This is a genomic window from Nostoc sp., assembly GCF_036917155.1.
Classification (GTDB): Bacteria; Cyanobacteriota; Cyanobacteriia; order Cyanobacteriales; family Nostocaceae; genus Nostoc.
In genome coordinates, this window is record NZ_JBALDZ010000005.1 from 32,010 (window position 1) to 57,669 (window position 25,660).

Sequence of the window (25,660 nt, forward strand, 5' to 3'; positions counted from 1 at the left end):
AATTTTCAACAAAAATTTTAAATAAGTAAAAAATCACTCCTTAAGAACACAAGGTATAAGTAAAGTGAGAGAGATTATTATCTGTCATTGGTGATATCAACAGCTTAATGAGTGTATGCCTACAATAACCAAGTTTTGCCTCACGAGGGATCTAGGTGTCAAGTTTCAACAGACTAATTATCGATTATTTTTTCAACTAAAGAACACAGCGAATCTGCTTCTCCTTCTACACTTTCTCGCTGAAACCAGAATGCAGGCTCAGGATCAGAGGCACTGCCAAATACAATCAATCGTCCACAATTATGACACTCATAAACTTTAGTAAATTTTGGTTTTTTTAGGTAAAAAAGTTTGTAGGCTTCCTCTTCAAACTCTTCATCAGATTTAGCTTGTCGATGTGCATTGACCAGAGAATCAATAAGTGTTTCAATTAGTGGTTCCCAAATCAGCTTAAACTCTTGCTTATTTGGAATCACAGATAAATTGATAACTTCATCACATAAACATCTGATTTTCGGCATGGAAATTCTTCCTACGAATGGTTATCTGTCTGTGATTAAAAAAAGATTATTTAATTTTTTGGGATTGGTAATAGCGATCGCGATCGCCTTTATTGCTTGTCAAAGTCTACAATTGCCAAGCAAACCGTTAGCATCTACCGCAGTCACCATCAAACTTAGTGGTTGGGGAGGCTCTCCCGTTGAGCAAAAACTCTTGAGAGTAGTATTGCAAGACTTTGAAGCACAACATCCAACTATTAAGGTCAAATATGAGGTAATTTCCGACCAATATATGGATGTAATTAAAACTCGTTTGGTTGGAGAAGCCGCGCCTGATGTCTTTTATCTGGATGCGCTGGAAGCTCCTTTCTTGATGAGTCAAAATGTTTTGGAACCGTTAGATACTTATATCACCCCCAAATTTGACCTAGCAGACTTTGAAGATAACCTACTCGACAGTTTTAAATATCAGAACCACATTTATGGTCTTCCCAAAGACTATTCCACCCTGGCTCTGTTTTATAACAAAAAAGCCTTCGCCGCCGCCGGGTTGAGTAGTCCGCCAGCGACTTGGGATGAATTACGTAACTACTCGAAACAATTGACAGGCAAACTTAACAAATATGGGTTTGGGGAAATTCCAGAATTGGCGCGTCAGGCTTATAAAATTAAAGCCTTTAGTGGACAACTCATCGATCAAAATGGTTATGCTACCTTTGCCAGTGAGACGGGTTTACAGGGTTTGCAGTTGGTAGTCAACCAGTATCAAAAAGACCACTCCTCTGCCCAAAAATCGGATGTGGGGACTAACTCAGGTAGTGAAATGTTTGGTCAAAGTAAAGTGGCAATGGTGATTGAGGGTAATTGGGCAATTCCCTATCTAACTGAAACCTTTCCCCAAGTAGAGTTTGCTACCGCACAAGTGCCTACTATTAATGACAAAAAAGGTACGATGGTCTTTACCGTTGCCTACGTGATGAATAAGCAAGCACAGCACAAAGCCGAAGCCTGGGAATTGATTTCTTATCTCACAGGTAAAGAAGGTATGCAAAAATGGACAGGAACAGGGTTTGCTTTGCCAGCACGTAAATCAGTGGCAAAGAATTTGGGCTACGATCAAGATCCGTTGCGATCGCCATTAGTTGCGGGAGTAGATTATGCTACACCGTGGCAGGTAGGGAAATATCCAGGGGCGATCGTGAATAATTTTGATAACCAATTCGTCAGCGCCTTGTTGGGTCAACAACCATTAAAGCAGGCGATACTGAAGGCACAGAATGAAGCTAATCAACAAATTAAGGCTATGGAGTAAGCAATCTTTCTTTCACCAAATCACTTCTGAGTAGAAATTTGCTATTTCCTTATCAGATGTAATTATTGCAGCTTGATTACTTCTCGCTAGTGCAACAACAACTCGATCTACTGGATCTCGATGATCCCATTCTAAATTGACACTTTCCATCCAAATATTTTCATCAATGGGTACAATCTGAACGACACTAGACTTTTTCAGCCTTACTACGTACTCCTTAAGATTGACTCCTAAATCTAGTTTTTTATTTTTGATTTTTATCGCAATTTCCCATATAGCTATGGAAGGGACAAGACCATTTTTATCCTTTTCCATTTGGTTGCACGCTTCTTTAGCTTGTTCAGAAAGTTTGGCTGGATCTAGACTCAACCAGATTAGGGCACAAGTGTCAAGGACTATCTTCACAATTGTGTCCATTCCTCAGTGGTTGGTGTAGTTAAATCCTCAAAGTACTTCACTTTCCCGCGCATCTCCCCAAATAACTCTTCTGTTGAAGGTGTTTGTGCGTATTTGGAAATTTTCACGACTGGCTTACCGCGATCGGTAACTACAATTTCTTCTCCTTCTGACTCTACAAGTCGTAAGAACTCAAGAAGTTGAGATTTGAGTTTACTTTTAGAAATTGATTTCATAATAACCGGAGTCATGACTATAGTCATATTCTAATAGGACATAGGTGCAGCTAGCGGACTCATCTGTGGTTTCTGTTTTGGTAACAGATTTTTTTTGGGGCTGGGATTTAGAGGCTAGAGACTAGGGAAAAGAGCGAAATGGGCGGTTAGAAACCGCATCTACACAAACAAAAGCTACCGATCCTGGGTTTCAAAACCTTAATTTGACCTTAGAAAGCCTGTGTAGCCACGAATTCCATTCGTCAAGGCAAAAGTAGACACGTATGAGATGCGATCGCCTATTACAAAACTCAGTTTAAATGGAGAGTGGGAAGCGTAGGCGTAGCCCGTCGTAGACATCGCTCTTTATAGTAGATATTAAACAATAACTTTGGGTCATCTCTCAGATTCGTAATTCGTTCATAGGTACGAGCCAGCTTGATTTTCGCTTTGACTCGGTTGCTACTTACTACCTTTGACACTGCGGGACAGTTTTTTGTGTGCCTTCTGTAACTTCCTTTTTTGAGTTCTATAATACTTGGGGTTGTCTACCGTCTCGCCATTACTAGTAGTCAGATCAGACTTCAGCCCTAAGTCCATTCCAATATTCTGCGTGACTTGAGGATACTTTTCTATCTCTGTTTCGCACAAAATACTAGCAATATATTTACCTGATGAAGTACGATTTATGGTAACGTTTACAAGCTTCCCGGTAATGTCCTGAGACTGGTGAAACTTAATCCATCCTAACTTGGGAAGTCTTAAACGATTCTCTATAATTTGAACGTTGCCGTTAGTCAGGTTAGTTCTGTAAGACTGCTTGTCAATAAGCAATAGTACTTAAAATATTGCTGAAATCGGGGTTAGAAACAGAATTTTTGATTGGGCGATGCCTAGGTTGGGCTTTGCCTACGCGTCATCTTGATACGCATCATTTATTCTTAACCCATAATTTCAGTACAACAGTTAACTTGATACCTCGGCTCTTTCCAAATTTTAAGCATAATTTCTAATTGACAAAAGTAAGATTATCTTAACCTCTCACCGATGGAATTGGATAGACGTTTAGAAACACATCGTCAAAACCCAAATCAGGGTTCAACCTGGGAAGAGGTTAAGCAAAGACTGGGTTTTTCTCAATGATTTATCAGTTAATTATTAACCCAGAAGCAGAGCTTGATATCCAAGATGGTTTTGAATGGTACGAGCAACGTAGTTCTGGATTAGGTTCAGAATTTGTACGTGCTGTCGATAGCAGTTTGACATTAATCGGACGCAACCCTCTAGCTTATCGACAAGTACGACGAGTTTTAATTCGTCGATTTCCTTAGCTCTACTTTATCCATTTTTTTCGCAACGCGATCGCTATCGCTGAAACCTATGTGGGACAGTAGTTTTACTTTTTGAACTTTATCTATGCTCTGTGACGTAGAAAAAGTATTTGCCAAAAAGCCACGATTTTTGCCAGATAAAGAAACCGAGTTCTTAATTTTGGATAAAGTCGAGCTTAGAGGATGTTTGAAAAGTTTTGGGCGAATATAATTCGCTACTACACAAACCAAGTCCACCTTTCCTGCGGAACGCTAAGTAGGTGGGCGTCAATATTTGTCGTTGGAAAAAGGCAGGGGGCAGGGAGCAGGGGGAGAAAGGGTTTGAGCCTTGTTTACTTTTCTTTACACAGTTTGGTTTTATTGTGCCGACTTACTTACGCGAACGTGGACTAATTAAAAATCAAGGGTTTTAACCCACGAAGGTGGGTTTTGTCTGTGTAGCCGCGATTTCTAATCGCCAGGGCAAGTAATAATTTAGACTTTTCAAACAACCTTTTATGGAGTGATATATATTTTGGAAGAAGATGTAATTACTATTATCGCCTGCTTTCACGTCAAACGCGACCCTAAACAATGGCAGGATAGAAATATTTGAAATTCTCCTGTTAGCTCAAAAACTACCTTTTTAGTTAGAAGATCACACAAAACCTGGGTGGATATCTGGCATGATCACAAAGCTTCTCAAGCAGTTGGTAAAATAAATGTTCGCAATCTTTGCTCTACAAAATCTAGAATAAGATGAGGTTTACTAATTATGTGGCAATGGAAGTTTTAAAACTTACAACTAAAATCGATGAATCAGGATATTTAAATCTTAAAATTCCAACGCAGTTAGCGGTGATGGAAGTGGACGTTGTAGTTGTTTTAAATCCAGTTTCATCAGAGGAAAAACAGCAACCTAGTTATGATTTCTCCGATTTGGTGGGGCGATTAACTTGGCGGGGAGATGTGGTAGCAATGCAGAGGAATCTACGCGATGAGTGGTAATCGCTACGTGTTGGATACGAATGCGATAGTAGCTCTGCTTCAAGGAAATTCTCAACTTATTCAATTACTTCAAGGTGCTGATTGGATTAGAGTTTCAGTTATTAGCCAAATTGAATTTCTCACGTTTTCTGGGCTGAGTCAAGAGGATTGTCAGCTTTTTGGGCCTACGATGAGGTTACACCTACTTGTGTTGAAACAGTTCACAAGGGTATTTCTGGTTCCGAGTGGGTACTATTTGAAAACAGTTCACACATGCCTCATCTGGAAGAGACAGAAAGATTCTTGCAAGTCTTGGGTGAATTTTTGAATCGTATCGAAACAGCCCTGTAAATAGGTTGATGGCAGTGCAAGAGAAAACGTTCAAGACTATGAAAGCTAAATATTTGCAGTCAAAAACTCAAAAGCGCATTTACTTTCAGTATCATTTACAAAAAATATTTTGGGATTATGGTTCAAACAATACAGGCTAAAGAAATTACCCTGCTTGACTTAGAGACCAGATTTGGACTCGATGGGCTACGCCTACGCCATTTTTGTTAGCCTACTGCTAATACAATCCCCATTCTAATTTCAGAGTTTCTAACTTAGGATTTTTTACACTCATTCTCTTACACTCTTCCAAAAATTCTTTGACTTGTCCTTCGTTCAGACTTAAGCCACCATCTTGCAGATTATTGATGTAAGTAATCACATCTGAAGTTGTTAAAGCTGAACTTATTTCTTCTAGCAGAATAGCATTTCTAACTTCCCGACAAACCAACTCAATATCAGATGAAGTAAATCTCCCACTTTTATCCGCCAGAATTTCAAAGTTAACTAGCTGATTCATATCAATTTTGGACAGGTAGTGTTTGAATAAATCTATTCTCTCTGCTTGAGCGGGTGGGAAAACAGGAATCTTCCAATCCAATCTACCAGAACGTTTCAAAGCACTATCAATACCACTCAAATAATTAGTAGCAGCAATGACAATTACATCACTATTTTGCAGATTATTTAGTTCTATGAGTAATTGGTTGATGGTTGCCTTTTGGTCTGTGTGTGCGTTGTCTTCGTTACGATTAAACCCAATACTGTCTAGCTCATCAATGAATAAAAGCGAAGGAGATTTTTTCTTAGCTTGAGCAAAGATATCTCGAATATTTTTTTGACTTTGCCCTATCCAAACACTAACAATATCGGCAGGAGAGAACTTAAAGAAATATCTCCCAGACTCGTTAGCAAAGGCATTTGCCAGTAGAGTTTTACCACATCCTGGCAAGCCATAGAAAAGAATCCCACCAATTGAACTTTTATGTCCTTTAGATTCCAGCTTCAGGAGTCTAGTTAGTTTTTCTTTTTCTTCATTTAGCCCTTGTACTTGGCTAAAGTCAAGCTTGAATTCCTTGATGCGGTTAGTAATTGGATATGTTTGGACTAAACTAGGTTTTTTGGCTCCATACTTAAAAGATGGATATTCGACAGAATTAAATGATACTGGGACTAATTGGTGTTTTTCATAATCAGGAGCCATGATTATAACTTGGAAGCGATCGCCATAATATCCAGAAAATTTATATTCTAATATTTCCTTAGCTTTTTTCAGTTGATAATAGTTGCGTGCTATCTCAAAGCCAGGAATTACTAACCAAAGACTTTCTAGTTTATTTGGCCATACTTTTGATTTTCTCAAAACTCTTTTAATTGAATCTAAAAAGAGATTATTGTCCTGAAATTCTTGGTATTTGAGAGTTTCTATCTCAACCACTACCTGATTTTTTACATAGACTTCTATGATTTCACTTTGATACTCATCATCATCATCATCTGATGTATCTTCATCGATTGTTTCTTCATCCCTAGAAGTCAATTCGACTTCACAGCCGATATTAGACAATCCATAGCCTAAACTTTCTAAGGTTTTAATAGCAAAATACTTAAGGTAGATATATTCTTTACTTTCTTGCTGCCACTTCAGAGTGTAAAAATGTTCAGATTTCATTTTCAGAAATAACTGAGACTCAGCCTGTATTTGAGCCTTTTGTAATTCCAAAAAGTAATCTTGCAAAGATGTATCATCTTCCTCTATTTCATAATATGGAAGTTCCAGCAGTAGACGAAAATGGGCGTACACTTCCTCTTGATATTCAATAGATGCTTCATTTGGGTATTTACACCGGAGAGTGAAAGTAAAAGGAATTTTACTAGCAACTCTATCTACCAAGTACCCTAAAGCATCTTCTTGCTGATGAGCTTGGATTTCTAATGCCGATGGACAATGAAATAAAATAAAGAACTGTTCAGAATTATATTTATTCGCATATAGAGATATCTGTTCAAACTGCTGCTCAAATTTTTCAGAATCAAGCAACTCTAAACCAGTGTTGCCAAGGATAATACTGGTCATGGTTGAGCGATTAAACTGGAAAATACTAGCATCGGAAATAGGATTTTCTTGCTCATCTTCACAATCTTTGTCATCTGAGGTAATACTCGTAGGAATTTTCCTAGTGGCAACTTTGGGTATGCTATTATAGCCGCCATACTGATACTTTCTAATTAATTCATAATTAAAGATTTTGACAACAATATCACAGAAGAAATCTTTTACTTGTGGAATCAAAAAAATACCTACTGGCTGATGAGAATCTAAACACGCTTGAAATCGTTCATATTCTTGTTCAGAACCAAAATCAAACAAGTAGTAGAAAAAATCATGTTTGACTGAAATTGCCTCTTTTAGTTTGGCTGAAATTGATTGAGGTTCAGCAACTTCACTTGTTGGTTCTACATCTTTGATGGAAATAGCTATTTTTGTATCTAAGGGAACGTGCAAATTCAACTGAGGATTTGTACAAAGTCCCAATTCATCAAGGGCAGTATTAAAATCATCTATGAATGATTGACTTCTACGCTGGTAGCCAAACTGTTCTATGATAGTTTTGACTCGTAGGCTTTTTTGAGTTTTACCAGTTCTCTGGAGTTTACTTTTAATCGAGCGTAAGTAAGCTGTATATGACATTTTGTGAGCATCCCAAGGAAACTAAATATATAGTTCCCTAACTTACATATCCAGCTAACTCACACAGGCAATATCTTTATTTTTATATAGCAGTACGATAAATAATCATGCACAATCCATCGCTACAGTCGGGTTAGTGCGAGATTAGATGGAGGCTCAGTAGTGTTTGAAATCAACAGGCGGCGGAGTAACCCCAGGTGGAACATCACCGAAGACTTGGCTGGGTATATATTTATGATGCCCACAATTCTAGTTTTGGGAACTTTTGTAGTCTTACCCATTCTCTACGCCGTTTTTCTTTCCCTGCAAAAAGTCCAACTTCTCGGCGGTATTGAGTACGAGTTCATCGGTTTTCGCAACTTCACGCGATTAGCTGAAGATGAACGGGTTTGGATTGCTTTGAGAAACACAGCAGCTTATGTAGCAATTGTTGTGCCAACTCAAACCGTACTAGCTTTAATTCTGGCGGTAACTCTGAATTCTGGGATTCGTGGTAAAAACTGGTGGCGCATCCTCTATTTTTTGCCCACAGTCACTTCTTCAGCAGTGCTAACACTCATCTTTATGTGGATTTATAACACTGATGGGCTACTAAACGATTTCCTCGCGTTTGTGAGGCTACCGACTTATAACTGGTTGGGCGATCCAGCAGTTGCGCTCAAAGGCATTATGATTATGAACATTTGGTCAACTGCGCCGTTTTTTATGGTGATTTATCTGGCGGCGTTGCAAGATATACCCCAAGCACTTTATGAGGCGGCGGAACTCGATGGCGCAAATGGGTGGCAGCAATTTATCTACATTACTCTTCCCCTGCTTGGGTCTGTAACCTTCTTTGTGGTAGCAGTGGGGGTGATTGGGACTTTTCAACTTTTTGACCAGTCTTATATCTTCTCTGGCGGTACTGGCGGGCCGAACAACGCTACCTTAACTGTGGTGCTGCTAATTTATCAAGCTGTGTTTCGGAATTTACAAATGGGATATGCAGCTGCGATCGCATTTTTGTTAGCAGCAGTGATCATTCTCATCACTTTGATTCAGCGGCGACTTTTCGGAGGCGAACGATTTGACTAACACCTCTGGCTTATCCTGGCTCAAAGCCCTGTTGTACGTCCTGCTGACACTTTATGCCATCATTACCCTAATACCCTTTCTCTGGGCACTTTCAGCATCATTTAAGCCGCTATCAGAGATTGTCAGTGGTGAACCCAACTTTCTCCCCAAGAATTTTACTCTTGATAACTACAAGCAAATCTTTCTCCAAGAACCGCTATTTTGGCGCTGGTTATTCAACAGTGTAGCGATCGCAATCAGCGTCACCCTTTTAAATTTGTTGTTAAATTCAATGGCTGGTTATGCCTTGGCAAGATTGCACTTTGTAGGCAAGCGTTTTTGGTTCTTCCTAATCTTGGCTGTGCTGGCAGTACCAGCGCAAATTACCTTAATTCCGACATTTTTAATTTTAAAAGCGATCGGCTGGCTAAATTCTTACCAAGGAATGATAGCGCCTAGCATGGTGAATGCCACTTTTATCTTTATGATGCGGCAGTTTTTTGTTAATTTTCCTAAAGAACTAGAAGAAGCGGCTCAACTCGATGGTTTAAATACCTTTGGGATATTCCGACATATTGTCTTACCTTTGGCAAAGCCAGCACTAGCAGCACAAGCAGTATTTGTGTTCATGGGGAGTTGGAATAATTTTTTACTGCCTATAGTTATCCTATTTGACCCAGAAATGTTTACCCTCCCTTTGGGGCTGAACACCTTCAAAGGTCAATACATCAGCTATTGGAACTACATTATGGCGGCTTCTATGGTCTTTACCCTGCCAGCTTTAGGTATTTATGCCTTTTTTAATCGTTACTTTATTCAAAGCGTCACCTTTACCGGGGGAAAAGGTTAATAGTCATTAGTCATTAGTCAAGAGTTAAAAATTCTTCCCCTGCTTCCCCTGCTTCCCCTGCTTCCCCTGCCCCCTGCCCCCTCCCGATCCCCAAACAGTATTTTGGGCAACAAATTGGACTCCTAACGTGATATTGGTATTACAGAGACTCAATCTCTATCTATCAGTTAATAAGCATTATGGGTTTTGCAGACCTATCGATCGCAGAGATAGCAGCCGACTACAGCATTCCTGTAGAAAAAGTGTTTTCTCTGTGCAACCAACTGGGAATCGCCTACAAACACCAAAAGACCCGTTTGGCGTTAGAAGATGCAAAGGCAATTATTTCCCAAATATCGTCTGAAATACGCCCAAAAGGTACTAGCGACTCGGTGGGCGATAACGAAGTCACCTAAAGGGTTATCTCGGCTTTGGCTAATCACTGATAGCTAATGACAAAAAATAATGAGTCATTAGCAATTAGCAGCTTGGAGATTGAGAATCGCGTTCTTAGTTAGCTGTGTTGAGCGTCAAAATTTTTAAGGGGAAACATGTTTAGAAGACTAATTGGCGTTGTTGTGGCTACTGTTTTACTCTCGTTTCAGTTGCTTGTCGGTAGCGCGACAGCAGTGGAACTGGACAAAGCTACCCGAACAGTGCCATTAAATACTCAAGGTGATACCGTCGTACTCAGCCTTAAACAAGTCAAAGAAGGCAAACGCTTATTTAATTACGCTTGCGCCCAATGTCATGCTGGTGGAGTTACCAAGACAAATCAAAACGTGGGACTCACTCCAGAAGACCTGGCACTGGCAACACCCAACCGTAATAACATTGAAGGCTTAGTCGATTACCTGAAAAATCCCACTACTTACGACGGGGAAGAAGAAATTTCCGAAATACACCCCAGTCTCAAAAGCGCAGATATTTTCACAGCAGTGCGAAATCTGACAGATGAGGACTTGGAGGCGATCGCCGGTCATATTCTCTTACAACCCAAAATCGTTGGTACTAAGTGGGGAGGCGGAAAAATCTATTACTAAATCCCGGAACTGAGTCATTGGGAATAGGGTATTGGGAATAGGGCATTGGGCATTGAGAAGAATTCATTCCCCATTCCCCATTCCCCATTCCCCATTCCCCATTCCCCACTGATTGCACGGATTTTTGCAATAAATTGCTCTCCATATATTAAAAAAAAAATTATCTATGACAGATTGTCATATTTGGCGTTGATTTTATTTAAAATGAGAAAGGGAAAAAATTTGTTTGTTAGGAGAGAGCTATGAAATTAATTTCGGCAAGCTGGCGACGCCTTAGTTTAGCTGTGTTGACAATCCTTTTAATTGTTAGCAGCTTTGCTGTTTTTACTCCCAGTGCTTCGGCTGAAACCTACAAGGTGAAATTGGGTAGCGATAAAGGACTGCTAGCATTTGAACCGAAAAAGTTGACCATCAAGCCAGGCGACACAATTGAATGGGTGAACAACAAAGTTCCCCCCCATAATGTTGTGTTTGATGCTGCCAAAAACCCCACTAAAAACGCTGAATTGGCAAAATCTCTGTCTCATACCAAGTTGCTGTTGAATCCTGGTCAAACCAAAACAACCACCTTCCCCGCAGATGCACCTGTTGGTGACTACACTTTCTACTGCAATCCCCACCGTGGTGCTGGCATGGTTGGTACAATCACTGTCGAGGGCTAGGAACACTAGCGTTAGTGAAATTAGTTCATCGCAACACGCCACACTCCTAGAGTGACGCACAAAAGACATCAATGGCGGTAACAAGTTCTATCCTTCCCGAAGACGCTAAGTAACCTGTAGCGATGGAGGAGTGAACTCGTTACCGCCAATTTTGATCAAATTTGACTTAATCGGGGATTAATCGCGTTTATACTCTTGCTGGAGGCTTGTTGCGAGGAAATTCTGTTGAGAATACTTTTATTAATTTTAATGTCGGCGATCGCCATATTCAAATTGACATTCATTAGTCCAGCACTAGCTGCCGAAACATCCAACGGTGCTAAAATTTTTGAGGCTAACTGCGCTTCTTGCCATATCGGTGGCGGTAATATCCTGATTATCCAAAAAACTTTGAAAAAGGAAGCATTATCAAAATACTTAGAAAATTATGATAGTGACTCAATCCAGGCGATTATCCACCAAGTGCAAAATGGTAAAAATGCCATGCCTGCTTTTAAAGATAAGTTAAGTACTGAGGATATTCTGGAGGTAGCTGCTTACGTTTTTAAGAATGCAGAACAAGGTTGGTAAATGCAGCTATACCGTCTAGTTCTTGTAGGGTGGGCCCGAAAGCCCGCCCTATATAGTAGCAAGTTTACGCTAACGAACTCCAAAATTAGAACTCCAAAATTAACTATATGTTATGAATGTACGATGAACTAGTGCATTAGACGTAGGTTGGGTTGCGCTCCACTCCACCCAACCTACAATTTTTTTACAACATCTTAGCCTTGCCACACTACTACATATACTTATACTTAGATTTTTTCAGGAATCAAATAGGATTCCTATTATATGTATGAACGAATGAAGAACTAGCGATCGCTAGTTCTTCAACTGCTAAAAACGATATTTTAAAGATGAATGATAAATTAACAATTTTTATCATTCATTGCTTTTAGCTTGTTTCTTAATCCAAAAATCACGCCAGGCGATTAATTTTCTGGATTAGACTTTTTTCTGTTTTCCTTTACTTGGCGTAATCGTTCTACTAATTTTTGCTCCGATTCAGCAGAGCGCGTAGACTTACTGTTATTGACTTGTGGTAGCAATAACGGTTCGGAAGTAGTAGCTGTTGATGAAGGTGTGAACTGGTTATTTATGATTGGCAGTTCAGATAATGGCTTAGGGGTAGCTGCTGGTGAGGGGATAAGCTGATTGTTATTGATTTCCGATGCAGGTAATGGTTTAAAAGTAGCGTTGTTATTGATTCCCGGTGTAGATAATGACGAGGGCTTTTGATCTTGAGTAGTTCCAATGGTGTTGTTAATGTTGTTTTGGAAACGTAGGCTAAAGGGATAGGAACTAATCTGTTTATCTCCCTTGGGGGATTGCTTGTTAAAGTATTCCCTTGCTTTTAATTGCAATTCAGGGGAAATTAACTTGTCTTGAAACTTGATATCTAAGACCTTACCATCAGGATCTACAACTAATACACCCAAAACAGCACCTTGGAGATTCGGCTTATCTGTGGGTAATGTTTGGCGGATAACTGGTTTTTGTTCAGCATTGGGGTATTGTTGCTGGACTTCTTTTCTCAGGTTTGCGTAGGCGTCTAGCTGTGCAATTGCTAGTTGAGTTCTCTTCGCCGATAAATCGGTTCTCTGGGGCGTGATTCCCCTAGTTCCGATGAAAGTATTCCCATTCCCTGAAGCTTGTTTTAGAGAATTTATCAGTGGGTTTTGAGCAATTCTAGACGCATTATTAACTGGTTGCGTCATTGGCGAAATCATATTTCCCTGTGCTGGTGCAATGGGGGTAGTGTTAGATAATGTTGGAGATTGGGGATTCCGCAGAATATCATCCGGTATTTTCTGTGACTGCAATTCTGGCAATCTATTTAGAGTTAGCGGCTTAGATGGCTCATAATTGCTGGCAATATTATTGACACGAGGAACTGATGGAGAGAATTTGGCGCTGGTATTGTATTTAGAACTGTCAAATTTAGAGGCGTCAAATCGTAAATTATCACTGGGAATCATCCGCAAAGACTGTCTTGTAGGCAAGGATGAGACTGAATAGTTATTCGATGATGCGGGTAGCGGAGGCAGTACGAATTGGCTGGATGGCGGTGGCGCTAATGGGGTTAATCCATTTTGGGGGCTAAAGTTCGGTGCAGAAAGTGGTGCTACTGGAGGAGATTGTTGTAAACCAACTTGGGGCGTGGTTTGGGGCAAACGGTTTTGGTCGGCTTGGCTCAATTCCAAAAGTCCGACTGTTTTGGATGATGCTGTTTCTTTGGGCTTGTTAGACTCCATAGGCATCAATGGTACGATCATGGCGATCGCACCGTGAATACCAAGGGAGGCTATAGCTGCTATCCCAATTGGTTGGCTTAAGATTTCTGGTATATTTTTCAGCAGGGAGACGTAAGACATAGCTGTTATCGTTCACTCGACTCAGTTGCAGTTGACTAGCGATTTTCTCTTTCCGACTATATTCTAATGTCTTGTAAGAGATGCGTTCCTCTAAGGAAATAATAACTTCCTCTGCTGGCAATCAAAACGCCAAAATTGCCATTTATTCAAGGTTTTTAACTCATCAATGACGCTATATCATAATCTTCAAAATTTGAACTTGCTAAAGAGATATTTGAAAAATTACACTATTTGATTTCTTATTGTTATGACGCACCCAATTAAACCTAATTAAAATTAATATCTGGGATATTTATAAACTTTAAGTAAACGCACAAGTCTGGGTAAATTACAACTTCAGCAGATGTTGCCTTGTTATTTCTACTGATTTGCAGTCAACTACGCTCCTGTAACAGATGGCACACTTGCTTATCTAAGACTAGTCCCTATGTAAAAATACTACCACATCGGCAGCCCCTAAAACTGTTGCAAATTGTACAATTTTATGAGCATTCTCGTTCTAAACCCCACCAAAGCTATTTGAGTTTCTATCAAAGGAGTGAGTCAAACGATCGCAATTCTAGCTCTTGAATCATGACTATTTCTTCGGCCAAAAAGTTCAAACCCTCAATTATCGCATCCAAAATTTAAAATGCCGTTACCAACAGTCATTTTACCTGGATATCTAGAAAACGCGATCGCTTATCGCCAACTAGAACAATCTTTACAACAATTAAACTTACCCACCGTTACAGTACCACTGCGACGGCGTGACTGGCTCCCCACTCTGGGAGGAAGACCCGTAACACCAATTTTGCAACAACTTGATCGCACAATCAAGCATACATTGCAGCAATATAATGCTACTCAAGTTAACTTAATTGGTCACTCAGCTGGAGGTTGGATATCCCGCATCTACATGGGAGAAAAACCCTATTTGGGACGCGGTGGTGTAAAACCATTTCTCTGGGAAGCGCATCCCCTAGTTGCTAATCTCATCACCTTGGGTACACCCCATATTAGCCAAGAACGCTGGACGCGCTTCAATCTAGATTTTGTCACCAATAACTACCCAGGAGCCTTTCACAAAAACGTTCGTTACATTTGTGTAGCTGGCAAAACTATCTTTGGCCAAAGGCGGCCTGGTAGTTGGTTAGCTTACAGCAGTTACCAATTAACCTGTGGTCAGGGCAACACTTGGGGAGATGGAATCACCCCCATTGCAGCTGCTCATTTAGAAGGTGCAGAAAATCTGGTGATTGAAGGTGTCAGGCATTCTCCGAGAAGTCCTGGGATTTGGTACGGTTCAGCAGAACCTTTAAAAGCTTGGGTGCAATATTTGATTTAAAAAACTTTATCTTTTTCTGATAAATGCAACATTTATTAATATTTCTTAGCTAAAATTGTAATAAGAATAAATACTTAGTTAAGAACAGGAGGGGTGAACCATGCAAAGCACCCAGTTCGATCAGATTTTGCGACGAATAGCGACGATATTATCGGTCGTGATTTTGACTCTGTGTTTAATTTATGTTTCTAGCGGAGTAATGCTGTCTTTTTACTATGAACCGACAGCAGGTGGGGCTTATAACTCCTTAAAGATGATTAATACACAATTGCCATACGGCTGGTTGTTTTGGAGAGCGCATAACATTGCTGGTAACGCGGTAATTGCGATCGCCTTAATTCAAATTGTGGTGATGTTTTTAGGTAGGCAATTTCGCCAGAGTTGGCTGACAGCTTGGATTAGTGGGATTCTGTTGACCCTAAGTGCGATCGGTCTGGATTGGACAGCGATGATTTTAGATTGGACTCAGGAAGGATACTGGCGTTTTAACATTGAGCTAGGAACCATCGAAGCTATTCCTTTCATTGGTGGCCAACTACGCGACATTTTGACTGGCGGTGGAGCCATTAACACAGTTACCGTCGAACACCTTTACACAATACACAGTTATCTGATTTCGGTGGCGACCCTAATTCTGGCCATAGTCCATTTCTCTGCTTTACTCTGGCAGGAATCGCAAGTTGAGTTAGGAGTTAGGAGTTAGGAGTTAGGAGTTAGGAGTTAGGAGTTAGGAGTTATTTTATTATTCTCTCCCAATCCCCAATCCCCAATCCCCAATCCCCCTCATACCCCAGAAGCCTCACTAGTAGAAAGTTGAGATAATTGAGCGAGGGATAGGTCTTCAACCTCCGGTAACTTTTCTAAAGAGAGGGGAGTGGATTGGGTGACACCAGATAAACGTTTTAAAAGGCTAGGTCTGGGGTCATACAACAGATAAATAATGCGATCGCCAATTTCCCAATCTTGGTTAGCTGGCATTACCTGTAAGCGTTCTTCTCGTTCTATCAATAGCGGTATCAACACCCCAGTCCGAATCTTTTCTTGGATGCGATCGGATTGAGTAGAAAATTCCGACTCATTTAGCGTGGTTGTCCCCAATTTAACTCGCCCATCATTCAGATATTCATTCCAAGTTTTAATTGCTAAGTCTGGGATAAAAGCTTGATTAACTTTATTACTAGCTGAGGTACTCGCCTGCGGGTCGCGGGGGAAAACAGCTAAGACACGCGGCGGATTAAACTCCTCAGCGGCTCGTTGAGCCAAAACAAAATTCACCTCACCATTACTCGTCATCGCCAAAAAAGTACCCATAGAGGCAAGTCCAGCCTCTTCCAAAACAGCAGCATCTAGGGCACTGCTGGCAATCACCCGGAGATTTTGCGCCTCAGCTTGCACAAGACATTCGGGGTCAGTATCAATCATGACCACGTTTTCTCCCCGTTCTTGAAAGAACCTGGCAATCAAAAGACTCAAGGGATTACAACCCACAATCACTGCCCCAATTGCATCTTTAGAGGTGATTTGCAGCCATTTAGCAACCCAACCAGCTGTTAGCCCTTGGCAGACAACAGTCATGATAATTGTGAGGAATACCAGAGCTTTGATGGAATCACCGCCGTTAATGCCGCGCTGTGTCAGCGAAATCGCAAAAAAAGAAGCTACGGAAGCAGCAACAATTCCTCTTGGCGCAACCCAGCTTAAAAATAATTTTTGTCGCCAGTTTAGATCACTGTTCCAGGTACACAAGAGAATATTAATCGGGCGAACGACAAACATTAGTACCAAAACGGTGAATAAACTACCCCAACCCAAAGCAAACACACTAGCAATGGATAGGTCAGCAGCTAATAAGATAAATAGCACCGAGACGCTGAGAATTGTTAGCTGACCCTTAAAGCTTCGTAAAAGACGTTCTTCTGGGACTGAGGAGTTCGCAAATACTGCTCCTGCAACTACTGTTGTCATTACTCCCGATTCACTGCGGATCATTTGCGATAAGGTAAACAAGCTCCAAAGAATCGCCAACACCACTAAATTTTTTAGCTCAAATGACAGAAAACTGGCGCGTTTGAAAATCAAACTCATCAGATAACCGCCAGCACCACCAATTCCTGCACCAACACCCAAACGCATCAATAAACCAACGATCGCATTAATGGGGTCAGCATCGCCGTTCAAAATCGTATCGAGGACAACGAAGGCGAGGATAGCCCCTACAGGGTCAATTAAAATCCCTTCCCCTTCCAAAAGTGTTGCTACTTGCCGATCTACATTGATTTGTTTGAGCAAAGGGCCAACGACGGTTGGACCTGTCACCACAATTATGGAAGCGTAGAGAAAAGCTATGTTCCAGGGAAATTCCCCCAGCCAGTGGGCTGCCATACTCCCACCAAGTAATGTGATCAGCGTTCCGAGTGTTACCAGCAATTGCAGGCTGACTGAAACTCTGCCTAATTCTCGCAGATCCAAGTTAAGTCCGCCTTCAAACAAAATTATTGCCGTTGCGAGGGCGACAATAACTTCTAGCCCAGTGCCTAGCGAGTGGGGATGCAATAACCCGATGCCATCAGAGCCAAACAAAATGCCCAACAGCAATAATAAGACGATGCTGGGTACACGAAGGTATGCGGCTAGCACTTGGGCGCTAATGCCTGCAAAGACAGCGATCGCCATCTGTATGGTAATTTCAAAAGATGCTTCCATGTTGTAGATTTTGAGCGATTTATTTCAAAATCTTTTGTAAAAAACCGTAGATATTAACTCTACAGGGTACAACATCATACCCTTTGTTCCTTGCTGTCTTTAGCGTTTTTTCAATCTGTAAATCCCCAGCATCGGAAACTAACACACTCTGCGGCTGACCGCAGCAGCATCTACGAACTTCTTTTTGTGTCTCCATATCCTTGTATCCTCTTTCAAGCTTTCGCCTCCACCCAGTTTAGCTGCCACAAACTTTTTTTGGCAAAACCTGTTGACAACTGCGAGGAAATTGGTTAACTTATAAAAGGTCTGAGTCAGATGCCCCCATCGTCTAGAGGCCTAGGACACCTCCCTTTCACGGAGGTAACGGGGATTCGAATTCCCCTGGGGGTACTTAAAAAGAATAAAAAGCAAAAGCTTTTTGTTTGAAGTTCAAGGATAAAAACCATCATCCAGCAATACTCCTGAATGATGGTTTAACTGTTATACATACGGTTCTTTGCTGGCTAACTCTTCTACACGTTGGTGAATAGCTAGGAGATTTAACCGCAAATCTTTACTCAGGCGATTTTCAATAATTCCCACTGGCATAGTGAGTTTAGGCCAAACTTGAATTGTGTAGGACAGATTTGTTCCTATATACTCACCGAAGGAATAAGGCTCTAAGCACCAGCTACCAGAAAAGCCTTTAAAATCGCCCTCTACCATACGGAAATTAATTGCTTTGGGGAAGCATTCTTCCAAATCCAGAACTACCCGCGCACAAAATTTGAAATTCAGTAAGCGTTGGGAGCCTACTTGCTCCAGTCGAATTCCACCATTGGGATGCTCGATTAGGCAACTCTTGGCGAGGTTGGGGAGGAAGTCTGGTAAGGCTTCATAATTTGTCAGAACCTTCCAGATTTGCTCCACTGGATGGGGAATTTGGACTTTAGCACTGATTTGCCGCTGTCGCTCTGCTATTTTCTCAATTTGAATTTCTACCTGAGTAAGCAAATCCCCTTCTAGGTTGGTGTCATCAGTGGAAGGCTGCAAATCAGGGTTCTCTGTTGTGTTCTGTTTTTTAGTCACTTTCAGAATTATGGTTTGCTTTCGTCAGAAAATTGGGGCAGAGTCAGGGTGAAGCAAATTTCGCTTTGTTCAGAATCCGAGATGGGGAGACTTTCAACTGCGATCGCTCCATTCAAATGCTGCACTAAAGACTTGACTAGAGCAAGTCCCAAGCCTGTCCCTGGAGTCCAACGCCCTTTTCCGCGACGGAACTTGTCAAAAATATAGGTTGCTTCTTCTTCAGAGATCGCGCGTCCTATATTCGTCACCTTTATGATAACTTGATCGATTTGTTGATCGACTCGGTGAGCCGCTTCCAGGCGTACTATTGTATCATGCTCTGAGTATTTACAGGCATTTGTTAATAATTCTTGCAGGATGCGGTCAAAACTCTCCAGTTCTGTTTGCAGTTTTAGCGAATCTTCTGGTAAATCTACAGAAATCCTTAATCCCTTCTCTGCAAGTTTTTTCTCAAAAGATGCTGCTATATCCTGGATTCTAGTATTTAAATCTATAGATTGTAATAGCGGGGCTTCATGAGGCGACTCTAGCTTTTGGAGTGTCAACAAGTCATTAATCAAGTTGATTTCCTTGGAACATTCTTGTTCAAGGATATCCAGATATTTACTTTGACGCTCTGGCGCTATTCCTGGCAAACGCAAGTTGCGAATTGACATCAGCATATTTGTCAGGGGGTAGCGTAGGCGATCGCTCATGTTACTCAAAAATTCATCTTTGAGTTCATTAAGTTTACGTAGCTGCTCAACATACTGCCGTGTTCTTTCATGCAATTTCGCTTGGAGTTCCAGACTACTCTGGAGTTTCGCCGTCCGTTCATCTACCAAAGTTTGCACTTGGCGCAATGTCTGTGACTGAATTATGGCGTTACTCACTTGAGCGCAAACCATTTCCACAAGATTTAATTCTGCTGGTTGCCAATTGCGAATCACAGATTGCTGTAGCACCAAAAATCCTAAGATTTTACCTTGACTCTCTAATGGCACTAAAAGTACCGCAGGCAATTCCTCTATTGCAAATAATGGAGCCGCTGTCAAGGTTTCGTTTTGGTCTGTATAGTCATCGAAGATGACTGGTTTCCCAGAATCCATGAAGGCACGCTGGCATAAACCACAATCTGAAACCAAGAAAGACTGAGCTAAGGTGTCTGATTTACTAGCGCCAGAACTTTGTGCTTCCTTAGCCCATTCACCAATCACCGTAGCTCTCGCTTTGGGAATTTGTTTTTTAGCTTGAGTCCTAAATAGTGGATCTGTATATTTCAGCAGTATGAGCAAACCCCGATCTGCCTGTAGAGATTCAGCAGTAGAGGCGATAACTAACTGGAGCATTTGATTAAGCTCCAAGTTGCTGCGACTTAATAAAGTTAATTGCTTGATCAAGCTTTGATGCTGGTTGCTTTTTTGCACGTACTGCTCTTGATGAGCAATTTGTTGAGCTTGTGCCACTCCAGAAAAAGCGATCGCACAAGCCGACTCCACTTCTTTGAGCAATTGTTTTTCTGATTCACTCCATTCATAAGGTTGGAATTTAATCAGATTAATCACTCCGTTATTATTGCCACCAAACCGAGTGGGAATTGCCAAAACCGCTTTTATCGGTAGTGGCAAATATTGACAACCAATTACCAGACTGTTCTGAATGATGGAAATGTCTTCAATAGTCAATGGTTGGGCAGCACATTGCAGCACTGGCGAGTGCATAAGTAACTGTTCCATCGAAAACATTTCTTCTTGGCGTGGCAACCCTAGATACTCATCAGCACACCAATTAGTAGTAGTTGCTTCGTCGGATGTTTCATCCGCCACTGAAACCAAGCAGCAGCAATCTACTTGAAAAGCAACTCCTAGTAATTGGGCAATATCTTGCAGCATCAATGCCGTAGCGGAGCTACTGGCAATGATTTGGTTAATCTTTTGTACCAACTGGCGGGCACGTTCTTCCTGATGCTGCATCAGCTTGACTTGGTAAGGTTGTAGTCGATCTATGTCATCTACGTAATGTGGCGGCGATGATAAAGGCTTCTTCATTCTTGGCATGCCCTTGGATAATAACCCCATTGTTCTTGCACCCAACCTCTTGGCATATTCTTCACCTTTAGTTGTGTTGCTACACCTTGATAATTGACAAATTTTGTGTGAATACTTTCTCTCACCTGTTATAGCCCTTTTCTATCTCAGATGGTCAAATTTCCCCTGTATCAAGCAAATTGCTACATTAGTACATAAGTAATAGAATATTTAAGATATCCTATAAATGCTTCTGTTAGCTTATTTTTAACTGCTCTGTCTGGAAATAATTTATTAACTTTATACTGTCTGTAAGTATACATAAACCGTAATTTCTCTGGAATTCCAGCAAAATTACCCTTTACATCACGTAAAATTACGTAACTGGATTTATAAAGTTTTATTACATTTAAAAAAAAACTAGTAGGTTTAACAAGCTACTCGTTTATCTCTGTAACTCTCAGTAAAATATTGAGTGCTGAGTGCTGAGTGCTGAGTGCTGAGTGCTGAGTGATTAGTTACTTACTATTGTCTCCCCAGTACCTAATCCGCAGTCCCCAGTCCCCAGTACCTAATCCGCAGTCCCCAGTCCCCAGTTATTCTTTCATTCAAGGCTTTTGAAACTTGTTTCATCGGGACTGCCTTCCTTGATAGCTAAATTTTGAATGCAGCCCAGTTATTTTCACTAATAACTGGGCTGCATTCGTTTGAATATAAGAAAAACTATCCAGCCAAGCTCTCGACACTCAGAGGAACCATATCGCCGTTCCTCGTCAGTCCTAACAACATCGGTTGTTGGGGTTGAATTAGTTGACCTGTTAGTACACAGCGTTCTTCTTGCTGGGCTGTGGCAGCTATGCTAGCTCGAATGTCGGATCGCGAAAATCTAGGTTTCCACTCACCTGATTTTTGCTGGACATAATTCCAAAGGATATCTCGGATTAGAGCTTGATATCCCTGATTCCCAGCGATTTCTTTGAGCTTATCTTTGAGTTCCCGCTCTAGGCGGATGCTGGTAACTTCCATATCGGTGGTTGGGGTGCGGGCGATCGTATGCATCACTTTTTCTCCTTAAAGGTATAGACAGGATAGTAATACAAGTGTAGTATGTTTAAAGGAATGTTCAATAGGTGAAATTTTCTGTGAAATCCATTTACCCCACCTCTACTTCAATTTTGTGCGCTACCAATTGCCGAGCCAGTTGGGAATCAGCCGCTATGGAAGTGGAGTATTTATTTATGGGCGATGGTAGCCGGAATCATGGGCAAATCACAGAAGGTAATGATGATTATAAATATCTCAGCATTATTGCACTAATTGCAAAACCACAACTAGATGAACAAAGCGGGGGGTACAGACAAAGGAATCCTGTACCGATATAAGACCAGAAAATTTTCCGGTCAATTCTAACCCCCGCTTCACCAAAACAAGAAGCGGGGGTTTTTTTATAAGGAGTTAAGCTGTGACGATATCTTCCATGCGCGGCGCGAACGCAATGCAAGTGTTAGAGCAATCTGTGGTGGTGTTTTCCCAAAATTACTTGCCACTGTGTCGGGTCAATATTAAGCGGGCGATTGTGCTGTTAGTAACCAACAAGGCGCAACCGCTGGGTTTTACCACAGAAGGCGGCTGGCAAGTTCACTCACCCAATTTGGTAATTGATGTACCAAAACACATTCGCTTGACAATCACTTCCAATGAGCGGATGTGGAAAGTTCCGCCAGTGAATCGGCGGGAAGTGTTGCGACGAGATCATCACAGTTGCCAATATTGCGGTAGCGGTAAACATCTAACGCTAGATCATGTGATGCCGCGTTCTAAAGGCGGTTCTCACACTTGGGATAACGTAGTCGCAGCTTGTGAAAGATGTAACTCCCGTAAAGGCGATCGCACCCTGTTTGAAGCTGGTATGCAACTGCGTACCAAACCAAAAGCGCCAATTCACCCCGCGATTTCTTTTGCTGAACAGTTTTGGATAGATATGCAGGCAAACCTGGAATAACAGGAGAGCATAAGGAATGCTGAAATTAACTTACACCGAAAGCAGTTTTGATTTGGAATGTGTCACTCTGTCGCTAGAAGAATGGGTAGCGCAGCGAGTGATTTTCGCCCTGCGAGTTGGGCAAAGTTTTTGCATTGAACCCACTACCTCTTCCTTTTTGCTTCCTGTTGATTTGCCAGGAGTAGAAGTACTCAGGGCTGAGGTAAAAAGAGATGACAGAGAAATCATTGCCCTCTGTGCCTGCGATGCCGAATATATGGAAGTCACCCTGCGGGGTTCTTGGCTATCAGATAGTTCTAAGGATTCTGTAGGTGTGTTTGTCACCGCTATGAGCGATCGCGCTGAGTTCTTTTTGCACAAACTTTGGCAAGAAGCTCAATCTTGTGCTTCTGTCCTGAGCGAATAAACGAAATAGTTGGGTGATTCAATTTTGGATTTTGGATTTTAGATTTGTTCTCGCCTGCGCGAACAGACCTTTTTGGATTTTGGATTAAATAATCCAAAATCCAAAATTTAAAATCTAAAATTCGGTGAGTCAAATTTCTCACCCTTTATTCCTTCATTTGCAGCAGTTCGGGAATTGTCACAAATCGGTAGCCTTGTTGTTTTAGTCCACTGATGATTTGTGGCAAAGCTTCTACAGTTCTGTGGCGATCGCCACCACCATCATGCATTAAAACAATAAAACCAGGTTTCGCGCCTTTCAGGACATTATTTACAAATGCCTGCGGTTTGGCGTGAGGATCGGTATCGGCTGAAGTTAGTGACCACATAATTACAGCGTCTTTCTGGCTTTTGGCGTAAGCGGCTAGTCCGTTATTTAAAAAGCCTCCAGGAGGACGAAACAGAGCCGTTTTGACTCCTGTAGTTTTGTATATCAGATCGGATGTGCGATCGATTTCACTCTTGGCTGTGGCTTCATCCATCCGTCGATACCAATGATGCCAAGTATGGTTGCCAATGGCGTGTCCCTGGGCTACCACTTGTTTGGCTAGATCTGGATTTGCTTGCAAAGCTTGTCCTACCCAAAAGAATGTCGCTTTAACATCATTTTGCTTCAGGATATCCAGCATTTCTAGAGTTGTCTTTGGCCAGGGGCCATCATCAATGCTTAGAGCAATAACCTTTTCGTTGTTGCTGGGTTGCACCTTATAAACTGTTTTTCCCTGAAATTTCGCTGGGACTGTAAAGGTAGGGTTTTCTGCTTGGGCTGATGGCGGTAGCTGGGCATTAATTTCGCCCTTTGCTGGATCTTGAACTTGTGCAGTATGGATTTTGCTTACTGGCTGGTTCAACCCCGATTGCGGGGAGGTGCCTGGAGCAATACTACAAGCTGTAATACTAGAGGCGATCGCGACAATACTAATTATCTTTTGTCGCTTGAGGTAGTTGTCTGTCACGTCAGGCTTTTAAAGACTCACCCAATCATAAGCTGTAGTTTGACTTTTCAGAGGGTTTAGCAAGTTCATATCTAAGTGCAGAAGCTTTTCTAGACAATTTCAAAAAAACTTTCTAAAACCCCTTGACACCTTTTGTAGTATTTTGTAGTATATTTGTAGTGAAGCAAAAGACAAGCTTCCCAAGAGTCAAAGTTACGTTCTACATACAACTAAAGGAAAGGCGTTGAAACAAACCAGAGTCCTTAGTCAACAAAGCTGCTCCTACTTGCAAACCATCGGCAGTAGAGGCAATAAACGAAAAAAGTTCTAATTTTGCACTCATTAAAACCACTGAATACATCCGTAATATACAACAGGCTTGCTACCTAGAGTTTCGGTTGTTTTGCTAACAGTTAAAAGTAAATTTTCTGAACCTTGAAAACTAAATAAGAAATGGGCAAGTTCACCAACAAAATTTGTGCCTAAAAACCTCAAAGTTTAGGCACAGATTCCAAAAAATCGGGTGTAGCTCAATTGGCTAGAGCGTTCCGTTGTCTGCGGAAATGTTGCGGGTTCAAATCCCGTCACCCTGGTTGTAGTCCTGTAGGCGAATAGTTTAAGCCGTCAGTTTCTCAAACTGAAGATTGCGAGTGCGAATCTCGTCGGGACTCCCAAATGGCTGAGTAGCCAAGTGGTTGAAGGCATTGGTCTGCAAAACCGACATCGTGAGTTCAAATCTCACCTCAGCCTCTGGTGCCGCAGTGTCGCTTAACGTAAAGCCCCAGGTTCATACCCTGGTATATGCGGGTTCAAGTCCCGCCGCTGCCACCAAATGCAGGGATGGTGTAATGGTAACATCTCGTGACTCCAAATCCGATGTTCTAGGTTCAAATCCTAGCCCCTGCGTCAGACAATTTGGGATTTTAGATTGCCAATTTTAGATTAAATTTTTTAATCCAAAATCCCAAATTTAAAATCTAAAATTCCAATTATGCCCTCGTGGACGAATGGTTAAGTCAGTGTTCTTTCAAAGCACAGATGCGAGTTCAATTCTCGTCGGGGGAATGATTATGGGTCGGTGGCCGAGTCTGGGTGAAGGCGACAGTCTGTAAAACTGTTCTTTTTTACGCGCAGGTTCAAATCCTGCTCGACCCACTATGGAGAGGTGGCTGAGTGGCTAAAAGCGTCCTCCTGCTAAGAGGAAACGGGTAGCTAATACCCGTCGCAGGTTCAAATCCTGTTCTCTCCGTTTTGAGAGTGTGGTGTAACTGGATAACATCTCAGTCTACGAAACTGAAGACGTGAGGGTTCAAATCCCTCCACTCTCGTTACATAATCTCTTCTTCTATCCCTCGGTAGCTCAGTTGGTAGTTAGCGCCTGTTTGAAAAACAGGAGGTCGTCGGTTCGATTCCGACCTGGGGGGCTTCG

Annotated in this window: 26 protein-coding genes, 11 tRNA genes and 2 pseudogenes; 27 read left to right on the forward strand and 12 right to left on the reverse strand. The window is 41.6% G+C overall.

Translation table 11 applies throughout. From position 1 onward, the window contains the following. Positions 1-173 precede the first annotated feature (173 nt). Positions 174-521, reverse strand: a complete 348-nt coding sequence (locus V7K67_RS00410; protein WP_334729306.1) for a hypothetical protein — start codon at positions 519-521, stop codon at positions 174-176. Between V7K67_RS00410 and V7K67_RS00415 the strand changes: the two genes are divergently transcribed. Beyond that, positions 520-1,812: an ABC transporter substrate-binding protein gene (locus V7K67_RS00415; RefSeq protein ID WP_334729307.1), complete on the forward strand. Its 1,293-nt coding sequence runs from the start codon at positions 520-522 to the stop codon at positions 1,810-1,812. The genes V7K67_RS00410 and V7K67_RS00415 overlap by 2 nt on opposite strands. Positions 1,813-1,824: 12 nt before the next feature. Here the strand turns inward: V7K67_RS00415 and V7K67_RS00420 are convergent, their stop codons facing one another. The 3 genes from V7K67_RS00420 to V7K67_RS00430 form a co-directional block, all read right to left on the reverse strand. Then, positions 1,825-2,217 (reverse strand): type II toxin-antitoxin system VapC family toxin, encoded by a 393-nt coding sequence (locus tag V7K67_RS00420; RefSeq protein ID WP_334729308.1) that lies wholly within the window; start codon positions 2,215-2,217, stop codon positions 1,825-1,827. Beyond that, the gene (locus V7K67_RS00425; RefSeq protein WP_104908431.1) at positions 2,214-2,444 is read right to left on the reverse strand and encodes a type II toxin-antitoxin system Phd/YefM family antitoxin; all 231 of its coding nucleotides are present in this window, start codon (positions 2,442-2,444) and stop codon (positions 2,214-2,216) included. The genes V7K67_RS00420 and V7K67_RS00425 overlap by 4 nt, the downstream gene beginning before the upstream one ends. Positions 2,445-2,885: 441 nt before the next feature. Continuing rightward, positions 2,886-3,023, reverse strand: coding sequence for a hypothetical protein (locus V7K67_RS00430; RefSeq protein ID WP_335164832.1), 138 nt, complete (start codon positions 3,021-3,023; stop codon positions 2,886-2,888). Between the two features lie 450 nt (positions 3,024-3,473). Here V7K67_RS00430 and V7K67_RS00435 point away from each other — a divergent pair. From V7K67_RS00435 to V7K67_RS00450, 4 genes and pseudogenes are all read left to right on the forward strand, one after another. Further along, positions 3,474-3,566, forward strand: a pseudogene (locus tag V7K67_RS00435) (addiction module protein); the annotation flags it as partial. Then, positions 3,563-3,751 (forward strand): annotated as a pseudogene (locus V7K67_RS00440) (type II toxin-antitoxin system RelE/ParE family toxin); the annotation flags it as partial. The pseudogenes V7K67_RS00435 and V7K67_RS00440, both read left to right, overlap by 4 nt. Before the next feature lie 741 nt (positions 3,752-4,492). Continuing rightward, positions 4,493-4,741 carry a hypothetical protein gene (locus V7K67_RS00445; RefSeq protein ID WP_334729859.1) on the forward strand — a complete coding sequence of 83 codons (249 nt, stop codon included), beginning with the start codon at positions 4,493-4,495 and terminating at the stop codon, positions 4,739-4,741. 147 nt (positions 4,742-4,888) lie between these two features. After that, positions 4,889-5,071, forward strand: a complete 183-nt coding sequence (locus tag V7K67_RS00450) for an alpha/beta fold hydrolase (RefSeq protein WP_334729858.1) — start codon at positions 4,889-4,891, stop codon at positions 5,069-5,071. A gap of 217 nt (positions 5,072-5,288) precedes the next feature. Here V7K67_RS00450 and V7K67_RS00455 read toward each other — a convergent pair whose 3' ends face one another. Next, on the reverse strand, positions 5,289-7,742 hold the full coding sequence (locus tag V7K67_RS00455) for an ATP-binding protein (RefSeq protein ID WP_334729857.1): 2,454 nt from the start codon (positions 7,740-7,742) through the stop codon (positions 5,289-5,291). 162 nt (positions 7,743-7,904) lie between these two features. Here V7K67_RS00455 and V7K67_RS00460 point away from each other — a divergent pair, with 162 nt between their 5' ends. From V7K67_RS00460 to petJ, 6 genes are all read left to right on the forward strand, one after another. Beyond that, positions 7,905-8,816: a carbohydrate ABC transporter permease gene (locus tag V7K67_RS00460; protein ID WP_335164792.1), complete on the forward strand. Its 912-nt coding sequence runs from the start codon at positions 7,905-7,907 to the stop codon at positions 8,814-8,816. After that, the gene (locus V7K67_RS00465; protein ID WP_334729855.1) at positions 8,809-9,645 is read left to right on the forward strand and encodes a carbohydrate ABC transporter permease; all 837 of its coding nucleotides are present in this window, start codon (positions 8,809-8,811) and stop codon (positions 9,643-9,645) included. Before V7K67_RS00460 ends, V7K67_RS00465 begins: the two co-directional genes overlap by 8 nt. Positions 9,646-9,824: 179 nt before the next feature. Then, complete coding sequence (locus V7K67_RS00470) at positions 9,825-10,040, forward strand: hypothetical protein (RefSeq protein WP_179065905.1); 216 nt, start codon at positions 9,825-9,827, stop codon at positions 10,038-10,040. Between the two features lie 135 nt (positions 10,041-10,175). Continuing rightward, positions 10,176-10,667: a photosystem II cytochrome c-550 gene (gene psbV, locus V7K67_RS00475; protein ID WP_179065906.1), complete on the forward strand. Its 492-nt coding sequence runs from the start codon at positions 10,176-10,178 to the stop codon at positions 10,665-10,667. Positions 10,668-10,909: 242 nt separating this feature from the next. Further along, the gene (gene petE, locus V7K67_RS00480; RefSeq protein WP_334729854.1) at positions 10,910-11,329 is read left to right on the forward strand and encodes a plastocyanin; all 420 of its coding nucleotides are present in this window, start codon (positions 10,910-10,912) and stop codon (positions 11,327-11,329) included. 225 nt (positions 11,330-11,554) lie between these two features. Next, positions 11,555-11,899 carry a cytochrome c6 PetJ gene (gene petJ, locus V7K67_RS00485; RefSeq protein ID WP_334707638.1) on the forward strand — a complete coding sequence of 115 codons (345 nt, stop codon included), beginning with the start codon at positions 11,555-11,557 and terminating at the stop codon, positions 11,897-11,899. A 404-nt stretch (positions 11,900-12,303) separates the two neighbouring features. Here the strand turns inward: petJ and V7K67_RS00490 are convergent, their stop codons facing one another. Next, positions 12,304-13,746 (reverse strand): hypothetical protein, encoded by a 1,443-nt coding sequence (locus V7K67_RS00490; RefSeq protein WP_335164794.1) that lies wholly within the window; start codon positions 13,744-13,746, stop codon positions 12,304-12,306. 631 nt (positions 13,747-14,377) lie between these two features. On the opposite strand from V7K67_RS00490, the gene V7K67_RS00495 reads away from it, so the two are divergent. Both V7K67_RS00495 and V7K67_RS00500 read left to right on the forward strand, forming a co-directional pair. Then, a complete protein-coding gene (locus V7K67_RS00495; RefSeq protein ID WP_334729852.1) occupies positions 14,378-15,073 on the forward strand; it encodes an esterase/lipase family protein in 696 nt (231 codons plus the stop codon). 100 nt (positions 15,074-15,173) lie between these two features. Further along, positions 15,174-15,776, forward strand: a complete 603-nt coding sequence (locus tag V7K67_RS00500) for a cytochrome b N-terminal domain-containing protein (RefSeq protein ID WP_334729851.1) — start codon at positions 15,174-15,176, stop codon at positions 15,774-15,776. A gap of 80 nt (positions 15,777-15,856) precedes the next feature. Here V7K67_RS00500 and V7K67_RS00505 read toward each other — a convergent pair whose 3' ends face one another. After that, positions 15,857-17,776 (reverse strand): cation:proton antiporter, encoded by a 1,920-nt coding sequence (locus tag V7K67_RS00505; RefSeq protein ID WP_334729850.1) that lies wholly within the window; start codon positions 17,774-17,776, stop codon positions 15,857-15,859. A 317-nt stretch (positions 17,777-18,093) separates the two neighbouring features. Here V7K67_RS00505 and V7K67_RS00510 point away from each other — a divergent pair. Continuing rightward, positions 18,094-18,166 (forward strand) — tRNA-Glu (locus V7K67_RS00510). Between the two features lie 90 nt (positions 18,167-18,256). Here the strand turns inward: V7K67_RS00510 and V7K67_RS00515 are convergent. From V7K67_RS00515 to V7K67_RS00525, 3 genes are all read right to left on the reverse strand, one after another. Beyond that, positions 18,257-18,844: an SRPBCC family protein gene (locus V7K67_RS00515; RefSeq protein ID WP_334729848.1), complete on the reverse strand. Its 588-nt coding sequence runs from the start codon at positions 18,842-18,844 to the stop codon at positions 18,257-18,259. Positions 18,845-18,852: 8 nt separating this feature from the next. Continuing rightward, positions 18,853-20,871 carry a GAF domain-containing sensor histidine kinase gene (locus V7K67_RS00520; protein WP_335164797.1) on the reverse strand — a complete coding sequence of 673 codons (2,019 nt, stop codon included), beginning with the start codon at positions 20,869-20,871 and terminating at the stop codon, positions 18,853-18,855. A gap of 702 nt (positions 20,872-21,573) precedes the next feature. Next, entirely contained in the window at positions 21,574-21,909 is a 336-nt protein-coding gene (locus V7K67_RS00525; protein ID WP_096535028.1) for a hypothetical protein, read from the reverse strand. Between the two features lie 71 nt (positions 21,910-21,980). Here V7K67_RS00525 and V7K67_RS00530 point away from each other — a divergent pair, with 71 nt between their 5' ends. The 3 genes from V7K67_RS00530 (at position 21,981) to V7K67_RS00540 (ending at position 23,258) form a co-directional block, all read left to right on the forward strand. Continuing rightward, positions 21,981-22,232, forward strand: a complete 252-nt coding sequence (locus tag V7K67_RS00530) for a hypothetical protein (protein WP_334710690.1) — start codon at positions 21,981-21,983, stop codon at positions 22,230-22,232. A 113-nt stretch (positions 22,233-22,345) separates the two neighbouring features. Beyond that, on the forward strand, positions 22,346-22,852 hold the full coding sequence (locus V7K67_RS00535) for an HNH endonuclease (protein WP_292851445.1): 507 nt from the start codon (positions 22,346-22,348) through the stop codon (positions 22,850-22,852). 16 nt (positions 22,853-22,868) lie between these two features. Then, the gene (locus tag V7K67_RS00540) at positions 22,869-23,258 is read left to right on the forward strand and encodes an alr0857 family protein (RefSeq protein WP_334710691.1); all 390 of its coding nucleotides are present in this window, start codon (positions 22,869-22,871) and stop codon (positions 23,256-23,258) included. Positions 23,259-23,403: 145 nt separating this feature from the next. Here V7K67_RS00540 and V7K67_RS00545 read toward each other — a convergent pair whose 3' ends face one another. Both V7K67_RS00545 and V7K67_RS00550 read right to left on the reverse strand, forming a co-directional pair. Then, on the reverse strand, positions 23,404-24,252 hold the full coding sequence (locus V7K67_RS00545) for a polysaccharide deacetylase family protein (protein WP_335164800.1): 849 nt from the start codon (positions 24,250-24,252) through the stop codon (positions 23,404-23,406). A 199-nt stretch (positions 24,253-24,451) separates the two neighbouring features. After that, on the reverse strand, positions 24,452-24,574 hold the full coding sequence (locus V7K67_RS00550; RefSeq protein ID WP_334704939.1) for a hypothetical protein: 123 nt from the start codon (positions 24,572-24,574) through the stop codon (positions 24,452-24,454). A gap of 176 nt (positions 24,575-24,750) precedes the next feature. On the opposite strand from V7K67_RS00550, the gene V7K67_RS00555 reads away from it, so the two are divergent. The 10 genes from V7K67_RS00555 (at position 24,751) to V7K67_RS00600 (ending at position 25,655) form a co-directional block, all read left to right on the forward strand. Further along, positions 24,751-24,825 (forward strand) — tRNA-Asp (locus V7K67_RS00555). A 3-nt stretch (positions 24,826-24,828) separates the two neighbouring features. Next, positions 24,829-24,905 (forward strand) — tRNA-Glu (locus tag V7K67_RS00560). Between the two features lie 3 nt (positions 24,906-24,908). Further along, positions 24,909-24,981, forward strand: a tRNA-Cys gene (locus V7K67_RS00565). 7 nt (positions 24,982-24,988) lie between these two features. Next, positions 24,989-25,062: transfer RNA gene (locus V7K67_RS00570), tRNA-Met, on the forward strand. 3 nt (positions 25,063-25,065) lie between these two features. After that, positions 25,066-25,137 (forward strand) — tRNA-Trp (locus tag V7K67_RS00575). A gap of 86 nt (positions 25,138-25,223) precedes the next feature. After that, positions 25,224-25,296: transfer RNA gene (locus V7K67_RS00580), tRNA-Glu, on the forward strand. A gap of 7 nt (positions 25,297-25,303) precedes the next feature. Continuing rightward, positions 25,304-25,386: transfer RNA gene (locus tag V7K67_RS00585), tRNA-Tyr, on the forward strand. 4 nt (positions 25,387-25,390) lie between these two features. After that, positions 25,391-25,480 (forward strand) — tRNA-Ser (locus V7K67_RS00590). Positions 25,481-25,484: 4 nt separating this feature from the next. Next, positions 25,485-25,559 (forward strand) — tRNA-Arg (locus tag V7K67_RS00595). A gap of 21 nt (positions 25,560-25,580) precedes the next feature. After that, positions 25,581-25,655, forward strand: a tRNA-Phe gene (locus V7K67_RS00600). Positions 25,656-25,660: the final 5 nt, after the last annotated feature.